Here is a 20,206-nt window from a genome sequence, read left to right as displayed (position 1 = left end):
AAGGCACACGGACTTATCTCTTCGATCAACATTCGGATACAAGGCGCAAATATAATGAACAGCAGGAAGAAGCCCTCGGAGCTGCGCAGCGCCAGATGGTTCGCCCCGGACGACCTCAGAAGCTCCGGACATCGCTCGCGCACCATGCAGATGGGCTACGGTCCGGAAGAGTGGACCGACAAGCCGGTCATCGCCATCCTCAACACCTGGTCCGACGCCAATCCTTGTCACGCCCACTTCAAACACCGGGTCGAGGACGTGAAACGCGGCATCCTGCAAGCCGGCGGCTTTCCGCTGGAGCTGCCTGCGCTGTCACTCTCGGAAAGCTACGTAAAGCCGACGACCATGCTCTATCGCAACATGCTGGCGATGGAAGCGGAGGAACTTTTGCGCTCGCATCCGGTCGACGGCGCGGTGCTGATGGGCGGCTGCGACAAGACCACTCCTGGCCTCGTCATGGGTGCGCTTTCCATGGGCCTGCCGATTATCTACCTGCCCGCCGGCCCGATGCTGCGCGGCAACTATCGCGGCGAGTACCTGGGCTCGGGCTCCGATGCCTGGAAATTCTGGGACGAGCGCCGCGCCGGCACTATCTCGGAGAAGGAATGGGTCGATGTCGAGGCCGGCATCGCTCGTTCCTATGGCCACTGCATGACCATGGGCACGGCCAGCACCATGACGGCGATCGCCGAGGCGCTCGGCCTCATTTTGCCGGGCGCAAGTTCCATTCCGGCGGCGGATTCCAACCATATCCGCATGTCCTCGGCCGTTGGCCGCCGCATCGTCGAGATGGTCTGGGAGGATCTGGTTCCCTCCAAGATCGTCACGCAAGCCGCCGTCAACAATGCCGTCACGGTAGCAATGGCGACCGGCTGTTCCACCAATGCCGTCGTGCACCTGATCGCGATGGCACGACGCGCCGGCGTCGATCTCACGCTCGACGATCTCGACGCGGCCGGGCGCACGACGCCAGTGCTCGCCAATATCAGGCCGACCGGCAAGGCCTACCTGATGGAGGATTTCTACTATGCCGGCGGTCTTAGGGCGCTGATGGCAAAACTCTCCTCCAAACTAGACCTCACCACGCTCACCGTATCCGGTGTCACCCTTGGCGAAACGCTGGAGGGTGCCAAATGCTACAATGACGACGTGATCCGCTCGCTCGACAATCCCGTCTATCACGAGGGGTCGCTTGCGGTGCTGAAGGGCAACCTTGCGCCGACCGGTGCCGTCATCAAGCCCGCTGCCTGCGACCCACGCTTCCACAAACATCAGGGACCGGCCCTCGTCTTCGACAGCTATCCGGAGATGAAGGCGGCGGTCGACAACGAAGATCTCGATATCACGCCGGATCACGTCATGGTGCTGCGCGGCGCCGGCCCGCAAGGCGGCCCCGGCATGCCCGAATGGGGCATGCTGCCGATCCCGAAGGCGCTCCTGAAGAAGGGCCACAGGGATATGCTCCGCCTTTCCGACGCGCGCATGAGCGGCACGAGCTACGGCGCCTGCATCCTGCACGTCTCGCCGGAATCCCATGTCGGTGGTCCGCTGGCGCTGCTGCGCAATGGCGATATCATCCGGCTCGATCTCGAGGCGCGTCGCATCGACATGCTGGTAGACGAGGACGAGCTGCAGCGCCGGCGCGAGGCCTGGGTCAAGCCTGCGGAAAAATTCGGCCGCGGCTATGGCTGGATGTTTTCACGCCATGTGGCGCAGGCCGATACCGGCTGCGATTTCGACTTCCTGGAAACCAGCTTCGGCCCGACGCCGGGCGAACCCGACATCTATTGATCTCAAAGGATATATCGCATGAGCAATTATGTGCTGAGCAGCGAGACGCGCGACAAGCTGATGGGCGTCGCCACACCGACGATCGCCACCGCGCTTTTCCGGCGGGGTTTGCGCAATCAGTTCATCCAGGATGTGCGGCCACTCTCGCCAAAGAAGGCGAACATGGTCGGCCAAGCCTTTACGCTTCGCTACATTCCCGCACGCGAGGACCTGAACACGCTCGAAGTCTTCCGCAACCCCGAGCATCCTCAACGCGCTGCCGTCGAGCAGTGCCCGCCTGGCTTCGTGCTGGTTATGGATAGTCGCAAGGATGCGCGCGCCGCCTCGGCGGGTTCTATCCTTATCTCGCGGCTGCAGGTGCGTGGTGTTGCCGGCGTCGTTACCGATGGCGGTTTCCGCGACAGCCCGGAAATCGCGGCTCTCGATATCCCCTCCTATCATCACCGCCCATCCGCCCCGACAAACCTGACGCTGCATCAAGCCATCGAAATCAACGGCCCGATCGGCTGCGGCGATGTGGCTGTCTTCCCCGGCGACGTTCTCGTCGGCGACAATGAGGGCGTTATCGTCATTCCGGCGCATCTTGCCGACGAAATCGCTGCTGAGACGGTGGAGATGACGGCCTATGAGGACTTCGTCACCGAAGAGGTCATGAATGGTGCAACCATCATCGGCCTCTACCCCGCGACCAGTGACGCGCCGAAACTCAAATTCGCAGAATGGCGGAAGAAGAAGGGCCGATAGGGGCCGATCAAGTCACGCAGCCGGCGGGTACGGCCGGCTGCGATTCTCAAGACTATTCTTCCTTGACCAGCTTCAGAACGAGCTGCTGGAGATTGCCGCCATCGCTGAATTCGACCTTGTCGAAGTCGCTGTTCTTCTGCCGCTCTTTGTTGGAAATCTCGCCGAGCCGCTTCGTCAATTCCACACGAATCGTGCTGCACTTCGGATCATTGGGCACGGAGAAGCCGACGCTCATGGCCTCGATTTCCTTGACCATGTCCTTGATGTAACCACCATGCACCCGCTCATGCACTTCGACCCCGGCGATGAACTTCTGCCAGCTCTTGTGGGTCGACGCCGACAATTGCGCCGAAGGTTTCGGCAATGTGTAGGTGATGATCAGCTTCGGTATGTTGACGGTGATCTTGCAAGCGCCATCCGGCTGCGGCTCATATTTCCGCGTCCAGGTCAGCTTGAAATCCGTATGAGCAATCGCCCTGACCTTCGGTCCGAGCAACGGGCCGCGTTCGCCGATCGAATCGTAGAGCTCGCGCCCTGATGTGCCGGTAATCGCGTAGGTCTTCGTCGTCTCGACCGCCTGCCAATCGGCATGGGCCGCCATCGGCAAGGAAGCAATGCACATCGCCATTGCGAGCAATCGAATATCTGCTGTCACGAACGTCCCCATATCCACCGCGTCACGCGCGGCGAAGCTAGCCGGTGACCCCGGTTATTTCAACGAGCACCTGGCTTCAAAATGCCGAGTTCGTATTAAGCACCTCCTCGGCATCCTCCCGCTCCATCTCGAAGACCCTCCTGCCGACGGCGAAGCTGAAACCATTGCGGGCGAAAGCAGACAGTTCCTTTGCCTTGCGCTTCTCATCAAGATCGCCGCGCCGGAAAGGCCCGAAACCGCGTTTCCGGGCAAAGATGACGGCGGAGTGGAGGTCGTCGACCTCCTCGACCGCGGCAACGACGGTTTCGCCGTCAATGCCCTTGGATGCGAGCTTGAAGGCAATGGCCTTCTTCGATTTGCCGGAACGAACCGCCGAACGCGTGCTGATTTCGGCGAAGGCGACATCGTCGAGCACCTTCAGCTCATAGGCGAATTTGACCGCGAAATCGGCAAGCGCCTTGATCTGCGCCTCGCTGATGTCTTCGAACTTCTGCTTCGCTTTCTTGGCGATCGCGTCGAACAGCTGCTTCTCGGTCATCATCCGGCGCTCGAGACGATAGATCGTGGAATTGCGCGCCCAAGAGAGCATGCGGCTTGTCGGCGTTTCATCCATGAGGGAGGGCATTCGGCAAAAGGAGAATCATAGCAACGGGGATTTTAGCGCGGGCCAAGCGCCCCAGGCAACGAATGCGGTTTTCGGTCCAAATTCGCTTGGTAATCATGGGATGATTGGCTATGGTGATAGTGCGGCCGCGGCAATAATACGCCGAGCGTCGAACTCCCTTCGACGGTGGAGGCCGTCTCAAGCACCACATTGCTATGGATCACGGAGCCTGCGGCTCGCCTGAGAGCTTTGCCGATCGGCCAGCAGCGCTCCGTTCAGAGGAGGCAGGAATGGATTATCGCAAGCTCGGCCCAAGCGGGGCCGTCGTCACGGCCTATTGCCTTGGCACCATGACTTTCGGCGCGGAAGCGGACGAGGCCGCGTCGCATGGGCTTCTCGACGATTATTTCGCATGGGGCGGCAACTTCATCGACACCGCCGACGTCTACAGCGCCGGCAAGTCGGAGGAGATCATCGGCCGCTGGCTGAAGGCGCGTCCGACCGAGGCGCGCCAGGCCGTCATCGCCACGAAGGGCCGCTTCCCGATGGGCAATGGCCCGAACGACCATGGCCTGTCGCGGCGCCATCTCGGCCAGGCGCTGGACGATTCCCTGCGTCGCCTGGGCATCGAGCACATTGATCTCTATCAGATGCATGCCTGGGATGCGCTGACGCCGATCGAGGAAACGCTGCGCTTTCTCGACGACGCGGTCAGCGCCGGCAAGATCGGCTATTACGGCTTTTCCAACTATGTCGGCTGGCATATCGCCAAGGCCGTCGAGATCGCCAAGGCGCGCGGCTACACGCGGCCTGTCACGCTGCAGCCGCAATATAATCTGCTCGTCCGCGACATCGAGCTCGAGATCGTCGATGCCTGCCTGGACGCAGGCATGGGCCTGCTCCCCTGGTCGCCGCTCGGCGGCGGCTGGCTGACCGGCAAATACAAGCGCGACGAGATGCCGGCCGTCGCCACAAGGCTTGGCGAAAACCCCAATCGCGGCAGCGAATCCTTTGCGCCGCGCAATGCGCAGGAACGGACCTGGGCAATCATTGCGGCCGTGGAAGAAATCGCCAAGGCACGCGGCGTCACCATGGCACAAGTCGCCCTCGCCTGGACGGCCGCGCGGCCAGCCGTCACGTCGGTCATCCTTGGGGCGCGTACGCCGGAGCAGCTTGCCGACAATCTCGGCGCCGCCGAACTGAAGCTGTCCGAAGCGGAGATGGGTCAGCTGAATGAAATCAGCGCACCGCAACCCGCCGCCTATCCCTACGGCGAGAGCGGCAGAAACCAGCGCCATCGCAAGATCGGGGGCGGCCGGTAAGACGGATTTGGCGGCGGAGCGACACCGCCTCTGCCGCCAACTTCCTATCGCGCCGGTATTGGAGAGCTGCAAGCTCTGCGGTCAGACCAGCGGCGGATTGAGCCTGGCAAATCCCTCCTGCCGCCGATACGGAAAATAGGGATAGGGTGCAGCGACGGCGCTAACCTTATCCAGTTTCTCGATCTGTTCCTTGGAGAGCATCCAGCCGACCGCACCAAGATTCTGCCGCAACTGCGCTTCGTTGCGCGCGCCGATGATGACGCTTGCCACCGTCGGTCGGCTCAGCAGCCAGTTGATCGCGATTTGCGGCACGCCTTTACCGGTTTCGGCGGCAATCTCGTCGAGTACGTCGACAATATCGAACAGTTTCTCGTCATCGACCGGCGGCCCGAAGGATGCCGTCTCGTGCAGGCGGCTGGTTTCCGGCAGCGGATGACCGCGGCGGATCTTGCCCGTCAACCTGCCCCAGGCCAGAGGACTCCATACCAGCGCGCCGACATTCTGATCCGCGCCGAGCGGCATCAGCTCCCATTCGTAATCGCGGCCCGCGAGCGAATAATAGACCTGATGCGCGACGGGGCGGGCGTAGGAATGCCGTTCTGAAACGGCGAGCGATTTCATCAGCTCCCAGCCGGCGAAATTCGAGGCGCCGACATAGCGGACCTTGCCTGCCTTCACCAAGCCGTCGAGGGTGGACAGCGTCTCTTCGATGGGTGTCGAGGCATCGAAGGCATGAAGCTGCAGCAGGTCGATGTAATCGGTGCCGAGACGATGCAAAGCTGCATCGACCGACTTGATCAGCCGCGAGCGCGAAGCACCCCAGTCGGCAGGTCCATCTCCCATCGGCAACGCGGTTTTGGTCGAAATCAGCACGGCGTCTCGCCTGCCGCGGATCGCTTGGCCGAGCACCTCTTCGGAGGCGCCGGCCGAATAGACATCGGCAGTGTCGAAAAGATTGAGGCCGGCCTCGAAACAGATGTCGATGAGGCGGCGGGCCTCCGTCGCATCCGTCGTTCCCCAGGCGCTGAATAGCGGGCCGCTGCCGCCGAACGTACCGGCTCCGAAGCTGAGCACGGGTACTTTCAAACCGGAGGCACCAAGATTTCTGTAGTCCATCGTCGATCTCCTTTGCTGTCCTGAGTAGATAGACGCCGCGGCTTGGCTGATATAGATTGCCGGAAAGAAATTGATTTATGACTTGAATTCATCATGAGCCGACAGGATATCAATCGATCCGGGGAAATGGAGGTCTTCGTCCGCGCCGTGGAGCTCGGCGGCTTTACCGCGGCCGCAAGGGCCTGCCGCATGACGCCCTCGGCCGTCAGCAAGCTCGTTACGAGGCTGGAGAAGCGCCTCGGCGCACGCCTTATCAACCGTTCGACCAGACGCCTACAATTGACGCCGGAAGGCTGCGGCTTCTACGAGCGTAGCGTCGCAATCCTCGCCGATATGGCCGAGGCTGAACGCCACGCCTCGGCAGGCGAGCAGGTTGCCGGGCATATCCGCATCAATACCAGCGGTTCCTTCGGCAATCATGCGCTCGCTCCGCTTATTCCGACCTTCATGGCGCTCTATCCGGATGTCTCGCTCGAGCTCATTCACACCGATCGGGTCGTGGATTTGCTGGGAGAGCGGGCGGACGTGGCCATTCGCACCGGACCGCTCAAGAGTTCGAGCCTTACAGCTCGCAAGCTTGGCGCGGCGCGCAGAATGATCGTTGCATCGCCGGACTATCTGCGGCGATACGGCGTTCCCAGCATGCCGGCGGAGCTTGAAAGGCATTGCCGCATCGGCCTTTCCTATTCCCGAGCGATGGAAGGCTGGCCGCTTAAGCTCGGCGACCAAACAACGACACTTCCCGCGGCACGCGGCCTGCAGGTCGGTGACGGCGAGGCCATGCGCCACCTGGCGCTAGCGGGCGCGGGTCTTGCACGCCTTCCCGTCTTTACTGTCAGATCCGATCTCGACGCCGGACGGCTCCTGCCTGTCCTGGAAGGGTTCAATCCCGGCGATGTCGAGGAATTCTATGCGGTCTATATCGGCCAGGGCGGCCCGCTGCCGGCGCGTGTACGGACGCTTCTGGAGTTCCTGCGCGAAAATGTCAGCCTGTGAAGGAGCGGTGCGGCCCATTGGGCCGCACCGCATTGATGAGTGCTTTGCCGCTCGGCCCGGTTAGGCGGTCGGCTGGCGGGTCTTGCGCAGATAGGGCAGCACCGTATCGAACGAGCCGAAACGCGCAATTGCGTCCTCGTTGGAAACGGCGGCAGTGATGATGACGTCTTCGCCCTGCTGCCAGTTCGCCGGTGTTGCGACCTGGTGCTTGGCCGTGAGCTGGATCGAGTCGATGGCACGGAGAATTTCGCCGAAGTTGCGGCCCGTGGTCATCGGATAGGTGAGGATCAGCTTGATCTTCTTGTCCGGACCGATGACGAAAACGGAGCGAACGGTGGCGTTATCGGCCGGCGTGCGTCCTTCCGAGCTTTCGCCCGCGCCTGCCGGCAGCATGTCATAGAGCTTGGCGACCTTGAGATCCTTGTCGCCGATCAGCGGATATTCGACGTCGAAACCGGTCGCCGTCCTGATATCGCTCTTCCATTTGACATGGCTTTCGACCGGGTCGACCGAAATACCGATGACCTTGACGCCACGCTTGGCGAATTCCTGCTCCAGGCCTGCCATTGCACCCAGTTCGGTCGTGCAGACGGGCGTGAAGTTCTTCGGATGGGAAAACAGAACAGCCCAGCCGTTGCCAATCCAATCGTGGAACTGAAGCTCGCCCTGCGTCGTCTCAGCGGTGAAATCCGGAGCGATGTCATTGATACGCAAACTCATCACATTACCTCCCAAATAAAAGCCTCACCGCGTGCCTTGGACAGCGGGCAGAGGACATGGTCAAAAGAGCCGCGGCAGTACAATGGCGCTGAATGCACGGTGTGAAAAGCCCCCTTTCAAACCGAGGCGGCAACTGTCGCCGAAATACCTTGGGGCCTGCGATGCCTCGCACGCACCTTCAACGCTTCGAGAAAGCCATAACCGCTTGGCCACCGTCCAAATCCGCTCGCAATGTTGATATGTCCGGCAAGGCCGATATTGCGCACATCGGAATTCCAGAGCCGCCCGAACATGGTCAGCCGATCGAGCGTCATATAGATATCGTTCAGGCTTCCGACCGTGATGCTGGGAAAGGGCAACGCCTCAGTCGGCATCGTACCAAAGGAGAGATGACCGGCATGCAGCCTCTCGGTCACCGGAATATCGCAGGGCGCAACGAGAAGCGCGCCCTTTACCCTGCGTGCAGCCGGACGCCCCGCCAGTTTGGCCGCCAGCAGGCAGCCCAGGCTGTGGGCGACAAGATAGGCTTCACCGGCATCTTCGAGCGCCGCCTCCAGGTTTTCCATCCAGCGATCGAGATTGGGAAAATCCCAATCGGCCTGCTCGACGAGCCGAACGTCGGGTTGATCCTGCAACCAGTAGCGCTGCCAATGCCCGTCGCCCGATCCGAACAATCCGGGCACGATGAGTACTCTGCTCATGATATCCTCGCAGCCGATTTCAGCGAGACCCGCAAGACGAAGCAAGTGGCGCCTTCGTTCAATACCAGGGCGCCGGCGTGGCGCACCAATAATAGAGTTCGTAGTCGCGGGCCGAAGGCTCCCGGTCGTAGCTTGCGACAAACATCTCGTGCGTGGGTGCAGGCCCGCCCTTCCGCTTATTCAACGGAGACAAACCGAAGATCGCCTTCAGACGACTGATGATATTCGATGTCATGCAACCCTCCATCTCGTTGAACTTAAAAACCGCATGCTTGCCGGTCGAACCGGCGTTGCCTCGTTATTCCGCAGCCGCCAGCACCGTCACCGGATGCGGAAAGAAGGCGGCCAGCTCGCCGACGACCTCGTTGATCCGATTGGAAAGCTGTTCGGAGGAAACCTTGTAGCCGGTGAAATCGCGATCCGAAGCATAGACTGCGGTCGGCAGCGTGTGGGCCATGAAGAAGCCGAAGAGCGGCCGCAGCTGGTGCTCCACCATCAATGCATGCCGGTCGCCGCCGCCGGTCGCGGTGATGATGATCGGCTTGGCGCGCAGCTCATGCGGATCGATGAGGTCGATAAGATGCTTGAAGAGCCCCGGATAGGATCCCTTGAAGGTGGGGGAGCCGATGATCAGCGCATCCGACGAGACGATATCGTCGATCACGCTCTTCGCCTGATCGTCGAGATCCCTGCGCCATTGGGCCACGCCAAGCGAAGGACCGACATCGTGCAGATCGTAAACCTTGCTGGTAAATCCGTAGCGGTTGCCTGCCAGATCGGCGATGGTCTGGACCAGTGCATGGGTCTTGGACGGACGGTTGAAGCTGCCGGCAATACCGACCAGTTTAGGCGCACTCATTTTCATCCCTTTCAGAACGTCAGACGCGTGTTCGATAGTGCGAATATTGTCCACAAATTTTGTAGATTAAAAGGAACAGCCATCTCTGAGTTACCCGGAAAGGGAAAATCTGTTTCCTGCATCGGGCCGCGTGGATCAGGCTTTCCTATCAGGGTCTAGGCGCGTTAGCTGCCGATCGATCGAGGTCATTTCCTGTGGGAAAACAAAAAACTTCATGCCGCCAACACATGACCGGGACACGCATATGGCAGTAATCCCCGCGCATCCCGACCGTGATGATTGATCGGGATTGGCCCCAGCTTAGCCTCGCACAGCTGGGACAGCGCAAGAGCGAAGGGAAACGGTCGGCAAGTTCTGCGCGAGGCCCTTCCACAACAGCAACATCAGGACCTGGGGTCTTAAATGAGAAAGCATATCGCTGCCGCCGTCTTTGCTGCAGCACTCTACACCTTCGCCGGCGCCGCCCATGCCGATTGCGGCTCGGTGTCGATCGCCGAAATGAATTGGGCATCGGCCGGCGTCGCGGCAAATGTCGACAAGATCATCCTCCAGGAAGGTTATGGCTGCTCGGTCGAGCTTGTCACCGGCGATACGCTGCCGACCTTCACCGCCATGAACGAGAAGGGCCAGCCGGACGTCGCGCCCGAGCTCTGGATCAACGCCGTGCGCACCCCGCTCGATCAGGCGGTTTCTGAGGGCAGGCTTGTCATTGCGGCCGGCATTCTTTCCGAAGGCGGTCAGGACGGCTGGTGGATTCCCAAATTCCTGGCCGACGCCCATCCCGAGATCAAGACGGTCCAGCAGGCATTGGAACATCCGGAATTCTTCCCCTCGCCGAATGATCCGAAGAAGGGCGTCATCTACAATTGCCCGCCCGGCTGGCAATGCCAGGCCTCGCTCGGCAACCTCTTCCGGGCGCTCGATGGCGAGAAAAAGGGATTTGAAATCGTCGAAACTGGCTCTGCCGCCGCCCTCGACGGCACGATCGCCAATGCCTTCGAGAAGAAGACCGGCTGGCTCGGTTATTACTGGTCGCCGACCGCCATCCTCGGCAAGTACCCGATGGTGCGTTTGTCGTTCGGCGTCCCGCATGACAAGGCCGAATGGGACGCCTGCACATCGGTGATCGATTGCGCCAATCCGAAGGTCAACTCCTACCCCGTTTCGGAGGTCTTCACCGTCGTCACCAAGCAATTCGCCGACAAGGCCGGGGTTGCTATGGACTATCTGAAGAAGCGGAAATGGACGAACGGCCTGGTAAACAGCGTACTTGCCTGGCAGACGGACAATCAGGGCACCAATGAAGATACTGCGAGATATTTTCTGAAGAGCCACGAGGACATCTGGACGACATGGGTAAGCCCGGAAATCGCCCAGAAGGTGAAGGCTTCGCTCTAGGAGAACAACCCTGGCGACGCGAGGTGCTATCGCGTCGCCGATTCATATGCCGTGCTCACATACGATCCCATGAGCCGACCTGGAATTGCGACAAAAAAACTCGCTCCTGGGGGTGGGCAGAAAAGCAAAGCACGCTATCTGACGCATATGAGTGGGGAGACATATTAGATCGATGGAGGAGGTAATCCGGCACATGGAAGAGGCTTCTCATGCGTAATTCAGTCTTGAATGCTCTTGGACAACCGCTTTACTACAGCGACACGTCGACTGGTTTCTTTTCCGCTACCGGCTCAGGTCCGGTGCTCAACGGTACGGCAGGCAACGACTCCATGTGGGGTGATGGCTCCGTCAACGTGACGATGATGGGCGGCACCGGTGACGATATCTACTATCTCTATTCCAGCATCAACCGCGCCTATGAAGCGCCCAATGCCGGCATCGACACCATTAATACCTGGATGGATTACACGCTGCCCGCCAATTTCGAAAATCTCACGGTGACGGGCAACAACCGCCATGCCTATGGCAACGACGGCGACAATATCATCACCGGCGGCAGCGGCAGCCAGACCATCGATGGCGGCGCCGGCAACGACGTGCTCACCGGCGGCGGCGGGGCTGATACGTTCATCATTAGCAAGGGCAATGGCAGCGACCTCATCACCGACTTCAGCGATGACGACAAGGTCAGGCTCAACCAATATGGCCTGACCTCATTCGATCAGGTCGTCAGCCATTCCGCCCAGGAGGGAGCCAATGTCCGGCTCGATCTCGGCAACGGCGAAAGCCTGGTCTTTGCGAACAAGACCGTCTCCGATCTTCACGCAGACCAGTTCCAGCTCGGGCTCGACAGATCCTCGCTGACACAGACCTTTTCGGACGACTTCAATGCGCTTTCGCTGCATGAGGGTACGCAAGGTACCTGGGATGCCAAATATTCCTGGGCGCCAGACAAGGGCAGCAGCCTGAACAGCGAACTGCAATGGTACATCAACCCATCCTACGCGCCGACGGCATCGGCAAACCCGTTTTCCATCTCCGACGGCATTCTGACGATCACGGCAAAACAAACGCCGGATGCACTAAAATCGATCGTCGAAAACCATGACTATACATCGGGCATTCTGACCACCCATTCCACCTTCTCGCAGACCTACGGCTATTTCGAAATGCGGGCAGAGATGCCGCATAACCAGGGCGTCTGGCCTGCCTTCTGGCTGCTGCCAGAGGACGGATCCTGGCCGCCGGAACTCGACGTGGTGGAAATGCGCGGGCAAAATCCCGATACGGTCAACGTGACGGTTCATTCGAATGCCACCGGTCAGCACACGATGACCTCGATCCCGGTCGAGGTGCCAAGCACCGATGGTTTCCACAATTACGGCGTGCTCTGGGGCAAGGATCAGATCGTCTGGTATTTCGACGATGTTGCGGTCGCCCATGCCGCTACGCCTGCCGATATGCACAGCCCGATGTATATGCTGGTCGACCTCGCCGTCGGCGGCGTCGCGGGTACGCCAACGGACGGGCTGCCGAACGGATCCGAGATGAAGATCGACTATATCAAAGCCTATTCCCTGGACGATCATGCCGCCCAGCTCGCCGCCTCGGCCCAAACAGCGCATACGACCGATTGGCACATCTAGCGCGCTTGGTGCGTGGCGTGGCGGTTGTCAGTTTGCTGATGAGGCCGCGAAAACCGCTAACTGAGCATCGAAAGCACGCCTATATGCTGGCCGTGCTTCGCCGCGGGCGACATAGGCCGAGAGGTTCGGATACTCGTTCAATAGTTCCGAACCTTTCAGCCTGAGCAGCACCGACACCATCAAAAGGTCACCGGCGCTGAAATTGCCGTCGAGCCATTCGGCATCGCCAAGGCGACCGGAAAGTTCGCTCAGCCGTTTGCGAATGCGCTCCTCGACGATAGGCAGGCGCTGCTCGCACCAGCTCTCGCCGCGCTCCAGCAGTCTAGCGACTGCACGCTCGTTGATCGGTGGCTCCATTGTAGAGACTGCCGCAAACATCCATGTGATCGCACGCGCCCGTGCATTCGCATCGTTTGGGAAGAGGCCTTCGTGGCAATCCGCGATGTGGAACACAATCGCTCCCGACTCAAACAAGGCGAGATCGTTTTCCTCATAGGTCGGAATCTGCCCGAAAGGCTGAAGCGCGAGATGCGCGGGTTCCTTCATCGCCTTGAATGAAACAAGGCGGACCTCGTATGACTGGCCGACTTCTTCAAGCGCCCAGCGAACGCGCATGTCGCGGGCCAGACCTCTGCCGCCATCGGGCGAACGTTCGAACGCGGTAATCGTAATCGTCATGATGCTCTCCATAGCTTGTCCGTCTTAAAGACGATCGGCTAAACGAGAATCCGACATCGTCCGATCAGTGAGATCCGATCCTAGTCCTCCTTGAATGCGCGCTTGATCTGATCGGTCATCGGTTTCGTCAGATAGGCCAGGACGCTTCTCCGCCCCGTCTGCATGAAAGCCTCCACAGGCATGCCTGGCAAGGGCGTCAATTGCCCGAGGCGGACCCATTCCTGCTTTGCCACCCTTGCCCGTACGACATAATGGCTCTGGCCCGACCGCTGGTCGGTCACCAAATCCGCAGAGACGGTCTCCACATGCCCGTTCAGCTCCGGTGTGATCCGTTGATTGAAGGCGGGAAACCGCAATGATACCGGCTGTCCGACGGCGACCTGATCGATATCCTGCGGTGCGAGCTTCAGCTCGGCCACCAGCGCATCCCGGTCAGGAACGATCTGCATGATCGTCTCGGCCGGCGAGATCACGGCGCCCTCAGCATGGACGCCCAATTGATCCACGATGCCGGCCTGCGGCGATCTAAGATCGATCCGTTTGAGATCATCCTCGGCCGCGACCAGACGCTCCGAAAATTGCCCGATGTCGCTCTCCGCCTGACGCAGCTGCTCGGAGACCTGCGAGCCGCGGTCGGCATCGATCTGCAGGATCTGCAATTCGGTTTCCGCGATCTTGCCGCGGGTGCGGGCGATCGATGAGACGAGATTGCCGAGATCGCCGTTCAACGACGCGCTTTCACGCTGGAGCGAAAAGACCTTGGTGGCCGAAATAATGCCTTGGTTGAGCAGACCTTCGAGACTGCCAAGCTCCTTAGCGATCAAAGCAATCTCCCTTCGCTTGCCCTGCTCCTGCGCCACGAGACCTTCGATCTCCTGGTTCAACTGCTGAATTCGCTCGCGCAGCTGCGATTTCTGACCGTCGCGTGACGCCAAGCGGTCTCGAAAAAGCTGCCGCTCGCCGGCCAGAATGGCCCTGACATCCTCGGTGCCGGCGGCAGAAAGCAGATCGGCCGGAAAGACAATGTCGTCCTTGCCGTCGCGCTCGGCCACCAGGCGCGCCGTGCGCGCGGACAGTTCGTTGAGGCGCTTGCGGATGATGGCGAGATTTGCCCTGGTCTGCGTGTCGTCCAATCGCACAAGCACCTGGCCCGCATCGACATGATCACCGTTCCTGACGAAGATCGTGCTGGCAATGCCGCCCTTCAGATGCTTCACCGGTTTCACATAGCTGTCGACGACCAGGCTGCCGGAGGCGATCACCGCCCCGGAAATTTTGGTGGCGGCCGCAAGCCCTCCCATGACGCCGAATAGCAGCAGTATCGCGACCACCACAAACAGCGACAGGCGGCGAATGGCGCGTTCGGTCGATGATGAAGGCCTGTCGCTCATCGTGCTTCCCCGCCCGCGATCACTAGAGTTGCCGGTCCGGCAGGCTTGGGCGGCAATCCGAGAACATCCTTCTTCGGGCCGAATGCCTGCACCTGACCACCGGCAACGATCATTACCGTGTCGGCAGCCGCAAGCGCGCTTGGCCTGTGAGCAATGACAATGGCGATACCGCCGCGCTCCCGCACGCCCGAAAGCGCCGCGGTCAGGCACGCCTCCCCGTCCGCATCGAGGTTCGAATTGGGCTCGTCCAGCACCACCAGGAACGGATCCCCATAAAGCGAGCGCGCCAGCGCGATGCGCTGCCTCTGGCCGGCTGAGAGCCGTGATCCTGCCTCCCCGATCATCGTATCGAAACCATCGGGGAGCTTGACAATCATGTCATAGACGCCGGCAGCCTTTGCCGCTCTTATGACCGGCTCGGGCGTCGCATCCTTGGCGAAGCGGGAAATATTGTCCGCGATCGAGCCCTCGATGAGACCGACATCCTGCGGCAGATAGCCGATATGACGGCCCAGTTCGTTCACATCCCATTGGGACAAGGCCGCCTTGTCGAGCCGCACCGTGCCGATCGTTACCGGCCAAAGGCCCGTCAGCGCCCGGGCAAGCGACGATTTGCCCGATGCACTCGGGCCGATGATGCCAAGCACCGTGCCCGCCGATATTTTGAACGAGATATTGCGCAGGATGAAATCTCGGCCGCCGGGAGATATCACGCTGATATTTTCGACGCCGAGTTCGTTCACGGGTGCCGGCAGAGTAAGAACATGCTGCCCGGCCGGCGCGACATCGAGGAGAGCTGCAAGCCGCGCCCAGCCCTGACGGGCCGCAACGAAACCCTTCCACTGAGCAATTGCAAGCTCCACCGGCGCCAGCGCCCGCGTTACCAGGATCGAGCTTGCTATGATGATGCCACCGGTCGCTTCCTGACGAATGACGAGGATCGCACCGACCGCCAACACGGCGGATTGAAGCATCATGCGCGCCATCTTTGCCGCGATGGTCAGTGCGCCGACGATGGCACCCGCGGCAGACTGATGTCTCAGGTAGTCATCGTTCATGGCAGTCCATTTTTCGGTCAGCCGGCCGGCAAATCCCATCGAGATTGCGGCTTCCCAGTTTCGCCGTGCGGCCTGCGCGAAGCCGAGACGCGCGGCCGAAGATTTTGCCGCCTCAAGCGCCGGCCGCCGCGACAGCGTTTCGGCAAGCAGGGTGATGCCGACGAGCAGCACGGCGCCGCAGAGGGCGGTAACGCCGATCCAGACGTGAAACAGAAAGCAGAGTATCAGGTAGAATGGCACCCAGGGCAGGTCGAAAAACGCGGTGGAACCGCTGCCCGACAGGAAAGAACGGATCTGCTCGAGATCACGGATCGATTGCAATCCGTCATCCGAGGTCTGCTTTTGGGTCGGCAGGAACAGGAGCGAGCGGAAGATCCTTCCGTTCAATCGCTCGTCGAGCGACATGCCGATCCGCGCAAGCAGCATGGAGCGCAGCAGCTCCAACGCTCCCTGGAAAAGAAACAGCGTCGCAACGATGACGACAAGTCCGGAAAGCGTCGGCAGGCTGCGGCTCGGAATGACGCGGTCATAGACCTGCAGCATGAAGAAGGAGCCGGTCAGCGCCAGCATGTTGATGGCCGCGCTCGCAAGAGCGATGCTGAAGAAGGCCTTGCGCAATGATGAGAGCATCAGCGCGACGAAGGTCTGCGGCGGTTCTTTCGGGACGGCAAGCACCTCGCTTCGATCCTCAATATTGGCCGTCGCGAGCGACAGGAGTTTGCACAACGTTCGTCCGCGCCGCCTCCTATTCGGCGCTTGGAACCTGCAAAAAGGATCGGTGACGACGTCGCCGCCGTTTCCATTTTGCACCTAACCTTCGGCCATCCCACGCAGTTCAGGAGGCCGAAATCTTCCCTGATTCCAATCCCCGTGAAGCCAATCTGGGCGTCGGGTCATGGGACAATTGCGCCATCAGATGGAGCAGGAATATTCATCGGCAAGATCTGCCGACACTTAGATCGGGATAGGCAGGCGTTTTTTTTCATAAGCGCCTGCCATATCCAGCCTTATTCGAACTTCTCGGTTGTATCCGCCTTGCCTTTCACCCAGTAGCCGGATGCCTTGATCCAGCTCAGCGGATAGCCGCGCTCTTCGACGAGATAGGTTCGCAGCGCGCGTGTCACCGAGGCTTCGGCGGCAATCCAGACAAAGGTGCCGGCCGCAAGCTCGACCGAACGGAGAATGCTCATCAGCGCCGACGCATCGGTTGCCTGCGACAGGGGCCGATGCGCCCAATGCATCGTCACCCGCGCTTGACTTCGAAGGACCTGATGCTCGGCATCGTCAGCAACTGCGACGATGGCCGTGATATGTGCGTCGCCGCCGGCCTCCTCGATGCGGCGGCCGATTGCCGGCAAGGCCGTCTCGTCGCCGATGAGCAGCCAATTCTTGATGTCGTTGGAGATAACTGCGGAACCGCGGGGGCCGCCGATCTCCAGCCTGTCGCCAACGTTGGCTGCAAGCGCCCATTGGGTAACGGGGCCAGCTTCATGAATGGCGAAATCGATGACGAGCGTGCGCGCATCATTATCGTAACGACGAGGCGTATAATCACGCCGTTCCATTTCCCCGCCCGGCCCCGGAACGAAGACCTTGATGTGATCGTCGGGTGCCAAGCTGACGAAATCCGCGAGATCTTCGCCTGCAAATTCTATGCGCAGCATGCCGGGCGTGGTGTTTTCGACGCTGGCGACGGTCAGCAAACGCCGCTTCAGCTCATGGCGCACGCGCTCGATCTTTGGAGCGGAGCCATTCAGATTTGAGATATGGGAGTTATCCATCTGCATCCTTTCGAGGCTCTTTGGTCTCGATCTGCAGGACACAGTCGCGCAGACCGAAGCCGCAGAGCCGTTCGATCATACGCGTTGAGTGACGTTAACGCTTACGTGGCGGGGCAACACCCGGCCAATTCGCATTTCTCTATAGAAGAGGAGCGCTCATTTCGCAACGAAAAGATGATTATTTTAGACAAGATTTTGATCACAAGTGACGAAGCCATGCTGCGATCCTTTGCCGAGGAGACCGGCGCACCCTTTCAAGTGCGCCGGCAACCCTGATTACTGGAGCGCCTTTTCCATGATCCGCGCCAGCCGCTCGGCAAAGGCACGCGGATCAGCCGGCTTGTCGCCGTCGAGCACACGCGCCTGGTCGAGCAGCAGGAACGCCGCATCGTCGCGCAGCGAGGGCGCATCGATCTTGGCCGCAATCGCCTTGACGACCGGGTGCTCCATGTTGATTTCCAAGATCGGCTTGGCGCCGGACTGCAGGCGCCCAGCCCCTTGCAGGATCTTTTCGAGCTGCCGATCGTAGCCCCGCTCGGAAGCGACCAGGCAGACGGCGCTTTCGATCAGGCGATCAGACGCGCGGACGTCGGAGACCTCGTCGGCAAGCTTTTCCTTGGCAAAATCGATGAAGGCCTGTACCTCAGCCGGAGCCGTCGAGCTTTCCGGCTTGTCTTCATCCTGCTTCTTGAACTGCGCGAGATCAGCCGACCCTTGAGTGATCGACTTGAAGCTCTTGCCCTCGAATTCCGGAGCATTGGTCACCCAGAAGCTGTCGACGGAATCAGTCAGCAACAGAACCTCGATGCCGCGGGCGCGGAAGCCTTCGAGCTGCGGCGAAGCCTTCAGCTGTTCCAGGCTGCCGCCGACCAGATAGTAGATCGCCTGCTGGCCTTCTTTCACATCCTTGACGTAATCGGCAAGCGATCGGTAGCCGTCCGCAGAGGCCGTCGTGCGGAAGCGCGACAGCGCCAGCAATTGTGCGCGGCGCTCGAAATCCTCGTAGATCCCTTCCTTGATCAGGCTACCGAAGTTTTCCCAGATCTTCAGGAAAGCATCGTGGTCGCTCTCGGCCTGCTTCTCGATCGCGGTGATGATGCGATTGGTGACCCCCTTGCGGATCGCCGACAGGATCGGGCTTTCCTGGATCATCTCGCGCGAAACGTTGAGCGGCAGGTCTGCCGTATCGACAAGACCGCGCACAAAACGCAGATAGCGCGGCAGCAGATCCGCCTCGTCGGTGATGAAGACGCGCTTTACATAGAGCTTCATGCGGCCCTTGCGATCCGGGTCAAAGAGATCGAAGGGCTGCGAGCCGGGCACGAAGGCGAGTGCCGAATATTCATGGCGCCCCTCCGCGCGGAAATGCACCGTCAGCGCCGGCTCGTCATACTGGCCCGAAACGCCGCGATAGAAATCGGTATATTCCTCGGCCGTGATATCGTTCTTCGACTTGGTCCAGAGCGCGGTGCCGTCGGTGAGCTGCGTGGCTTCCTCGCCGGGCTTCTCGGCGATCTTGATCGGCACCGGCACATGACCGGACTGTTCCTTGACGATGCGCTCGACGGTCCAGCGCGAGGCATAGCTCTTGGCATCTTCCATCAGGTGCAGCGTGATGCGGGTGCCGCGGGCCGGAGCCTCGCTCACATCGACGGGGGAGACGCTATAGCCGCCCTTGCCATCGGAAGACCAGAGCCATGCGTCTTCCGCACCGGCGCGGCGGGAGATGACATCGACGCGATCGGCGACCATGAAACAGGAATAGAAGCCGACGCCGAACTGGCCGATGAGCTGGGCGCCCTCGCCCTGCTTGTTGGCCTCGATGCGCTCCATGAAGGCGCGCGTACCGGAGCGGGCAATCGTGCCGAGGGCCTCGATCATCTCGTCACGGCTCATGCCGATGCCGTTATCTTCGACGACGAGCTTGCCGCCATCGGCGTCGAGCGTCAGCAGAATGCGGCTGTCGGGATCGTTGGCCAGCAGGCCGGGATGGGCAATCGCCTCGTAGCGCAGCTTCTCGCAGGCATCGGCCGCATTCGAGATCAGCTCGCGCAGGAACACATCCTTATCCGAATAAACCGAGTGAACCATCATATGCAGAAGGCGGGCAACGTCGGCCTCGAAGACGTGGCTCTCGGCGGTCATTTCTGCGGTGGTGGTCGTCATATGCGTCTAGTCTCCTGGGAATGTTGAAAGTCGCGCCGAACAGGTGGCGGATGACGAGAGAAATTTCAAGCGGGCGTTGTCACGCCAAGCTCAAAACTGGCGGGTAGGCTTTGCTTCGTAGGCAAAATCACTCTCCCAGCGGTTCCTCCATTTGAGCCTATCATGCAGGATTGGCATCAGTGCGGCATGGTATCTCAACGACCGTCATGAGATTCGCAGCCCTATGCAGGTTCATTCCAGCCACTGACGAAACCGCCTCGCCAGCAGATGCCGATTGTACGTCATCTCGGGCTTTCGGTCATTGGATAGCGGCGGCAGTCGAACAGTATAAACCTCGCATCACTTGCATTGGCCGTGATAGTGAACTATATATGCTGCGGTAACGTTGCTGGTGAGCGCCAACAAAACTGGATGCTCGCAATGTTTCGGTCGCTTTGCTCTTCTGACCACGGATGTACTGGCATTGGTGTGGGAGCGACAATCAGGAAGGTCGGCGCGTTTCGCTCCGGCCTTTTTTGTTGCCTGCAATTCCGGGAGGCAACATTATCGCCTTTCGACAGTCAACCGAAGGCGCTCCTGT

19 protein-coding genes are annotated in these 20,206 nt (G+C 60.3%); 7 read left to right on the top strand and 12 right to left on the bottom strand.

The window, feature by feature from the left end; genetic code table 11:
• Window positions 1-54 precede the first annotated feature (54 nt).
• The gene (gene araD / locus RHSP_RS25010) at window positions 55-1,791 is read left to right on the top strand and encodes an L-arabinonate dehydratase (RefSeq protein ID WP_004125035.1); all 1,737 of its coding nucleotides are present in this window, start codon (window positions 55-57) and stop codon (window positions 1,789-1,791) included.
• 18 nt (window positions 1,792-1,809) lie between these two features.
• A complete protein-coding gene (locus tag RHSP_RS25005) occupies window positions 1,810-2,535 on the top strand; it encodes a ribonuclease activity regulator RraA (protein WP_004125034.1) in 726 nt (241 codons plus the stop codon).
• A 52-nt stretch (window positions 2,536-2,587) separates the two neighbouring features.
• Here the strand turns inward: RHSP_RS25005 and RHSP_RS25000 are convergent, their stop codons facing one another.
• Together RHSP_RS25000 and recX are read right to left on the bottom strand one after the other, a co-directional pair.
• A complete protein-coding gene (locus RHSP_RS25000) occupies window positions 2,588-3,202 on the bottom strand; it encodes a DUF922 domain-containing Zn-dependent protease (RefSeq protein ID WP_004125033.1) in 615 nt (204 codons plus the stop codon).
• A 64-nt stretch (window positions 3,203-3,266) separates the two neighbouring features.
• Window positions 3,267-3,803 (bottom strand): recombination regulator RecX, encoded by a 537-nt coding sequence (gene recX, locus RHSP_RS24995; RefSeq protein WP_004125032.1) that lies wholly within the window; start codon window positions 3,801-3,803, stop codon window positions 3,267-3,269.
• A gap of 281 nt (window positions 3,804-4,084) precedes the next feature.
• Here recX and RHSP_RS24990 point away from each other — a divergent pair, with 281 nt between their 5' ends.
• Entirely contained in the window at window positions 4,085-5,116 is a 1,032-nt protein-coding gene (locus RHSP_RS24990) for an aldo/keto reductase (protein WP_037154335.1), read from the top strand.
• Window positions 5,117-5,197: 81 nt separating this feature from the next.
• On the opposite strand, the gene RHSP_RS24985 is transcribed toward RHSP_RS24990, so the two are convergent.
• Complete coding sequence (locus tag RHSP_RS24985) at window positions 5,198-6,232, bottom strand: aldo/keto reductase (protein WP_004125027.1); 1,035 nt, start codon at window positions 6,230-6,232, stop codon at window positions 5,198-5,200.
• A 93-nt stretch (window positions 6,233-6,325) separates the two neighbouring features.
• Between RHSP_RS24985 and RHSP_RS24980 the strand changes: the two genes are divergently transcribed.
• Window positions 6,326-7,228 (top strand): LysR family transcriptional regulator, encoded by a 903-nt coding sequence (locus RHSP_RS24980; protein WP_037154329.1) that lies wholly within the window; start codon window positions 6,326-6,328, stop codon window positions 7,226-7,228.
• Window positions 7,229-7,288: 60 nt separating this feature from the next.
• Here the strand turns inward: RHSP_RS24980 and RHSP_RS24975 are convergent, their stop codons facing one another.
• The 4 genes from RHSP_RS24975 to msuE all read right to left on the bottom strand — a co-directional run bounded on the left by RHSP_RS24975 (window position 7,289) and on the right by msuE (window position 9,508).
• The gene (locus RHSP_RS24975; RefSeq protein WP_004125021.1) at window positions 7,289-7,948 is read right to left on the bottom strand and encodes a peroxiredoxin; all 660 of its coding nucleotides are present in this window, start codon (window positions 7,946-7,948) and stop codon (window positions 7,289-7,291) included.
• A gap of 116 nt (window positions 7,949-8,064) precedes the next feature.
• Window positions 8,065-8,649 carry an RBBP9/YdeN family alpha/beta hydrolase gene (locus RHSP_RS24970; RefSeq protein WP_037154588.1) on the bottom strand — a complete coding sequence of 195 codons (585 nt, stop codon included), beginning with the start codon at window positions 8,647-8,649 and terminating at the stop codon, window positions 8,065-8,067.
• Between the two features lie 58 nt (window positions 8,650-8,707).
• Window positions 8,708-8,884: a hypothetical protein gene (locus RHSP_RS33980; protein ID WP_240535504.1), complete on the bottom strand. Its 177-nt coding sequence runs from the start codon at window positions 8,882-8,884 to the stop codon at window positions 8,708-8,710.
• 63 nt (window positions 8,885-8,947) lie between these two features.
• Window positions 8,948-9,508 (bottom strand): FMN reductase, encoded by a 561-nt coding sequence (gene msuE / locus RHSP_RS24960; RefSeq protein ID WP_004125015.1) that lies wholly within the window; start codon window positions 9,506-9,508, stop codon window positions 8,948-8,950.
• Window positions 9,509-9,910: 402 nt separating this feature from the next.
• Here msuE and RHSP_RS24955 point away from each other — a divergent pair, with 402 nt between their 5' ends.
• Both RHSP_RS24955 and eglC read left to right on the top strand, forming a co-directional pair.
• Entirely contained in the window at window positions 9,911-10,906 is a 996-nt protein-coding gene (locus RHSP_RS24955; protein WP_037154324.1) for an ABC transporter substrate-binding protein, read from the top strand.
• Between the two features lie 209 nt (window positions 10,907-11,115).
• Window positions 11,116-12,552 carry an endo-1,3-1,4-beta-glycanase EglC gene (eglC, locus tag RHSP_RS24950; protein WP_004125010.1) on the top strand — a complete coding sequence of 479 codons (1,437 nt, stop codon included), beginning with the start codon at window positions 11,116-11,118 and terminating at the stop codon, window positions 12,550-12,552.
• A 27-nt stretch (window positions 12,553-12,579) separates the two neighbouring features.
• On the opposite strand, the gene RHSP_RS24945 is transcribed toward eglC, so the two are convergent.
• From RHSP_RS24945 to RHSP_RS24930, 4 genes are all read right to left on the bottom strand, one after another.
• Window positions 12,580-13,230: a glutathione S-transferase family protein gene (locus tag RHSP_RS24945; RefSeq protein ID WP_004124999.1), complete on the bottom strand. Its 651-nt coding sequence runs from the start codon at window positions 13,228-13,230 to the stop codon at window positions 12,580-12,582.
• Between the two features lie 80 nt (window positions 13,231-13,310).
• Window positions 13,311-14,621: an HlyD family type I secretion periplasmic adaptor subunit gene (locus RHSP_RS24940; RefSeq protein ID WP_004124996.1), complete on the bottom strand. Its 1,311-nt coding sequence runs from the start codon at window positions 14,619-14,621 to the stop codon at window positions 13,311-13,313.
• Complete coding sequence (locus RHSP_RS24935) at window positions 14,618-16,354, bottom strand: type I secretion system permease/ATPase (RefSeq protein WP_004124976.1); 1,737 nt, start codon at window positions 16,352-16,354, stop codon at window positions 14,618-14,620. Before RHSP_RS24935 ends, RHSP_RS24940 begins: the two co-directional genes overlap by 4 nt.
• Before the next feature lie 332 nt (window positions 16,355-16,686).
• Window positions 16,687-17,460 (bottom strand): siderophore-interacting protein, encoded by a 774-nt coding sequence (locus tag RHSP_RS24930; protein WP_004124975.1) that lies wholly within the window; start codon window positions 17,458-17,460, stop codon window positions 16,687-16,689.
• A gap of 84 nt (window positions 17,461-17,544) precedes the next feature.
• On the opposite strand from RHSP_RS24930, the gene RHSP_RS34860 reads away from it, so the two are divergent.
• Window positions 17,545-17,736 carry a hypothetical protein gene (locus tag RHSP_RS34860; protein WP_157385427.1) on the top strand — a complete coding sequence of 64 codons (192 nt, stop codon included), beginning with the start codon at window positions 17,545-17,547 and terminating at the stop codon, window positions 17,734-17,736.
• Here RHSP_RS34860 and htpG read toward each other — a convergent pair whose 3' ends face one another.
• The gene (gene htpG, locus RHSP_RS24925; protein WP_037154321.1) at window positions 17,737-19,626 is read right to left on the bottom strand and encodes a molecular chaperone HtpG; all 1,890 of its coding nucleotides are present in this window, start codon (window positions 19,624-19,626) and stop codon (window positions 17,737-17,739) included.
• Window positions 19,627-20,206 lie beyond the last annotated feature (580 nt).

This window comes from Rhizobium freirei PRF 81, assembly GCF_000359745.1.
Taxonomy (GTDB): Bacteria; Pseudomonadota; Alphaproteobacteria; order Rhizobiales; family Rhizobiaceae; genus Rhizobium; species Rhizobium freirei.
This window is presented reverse-complemented; position numbering and strand designations above follow the sequence as displayed.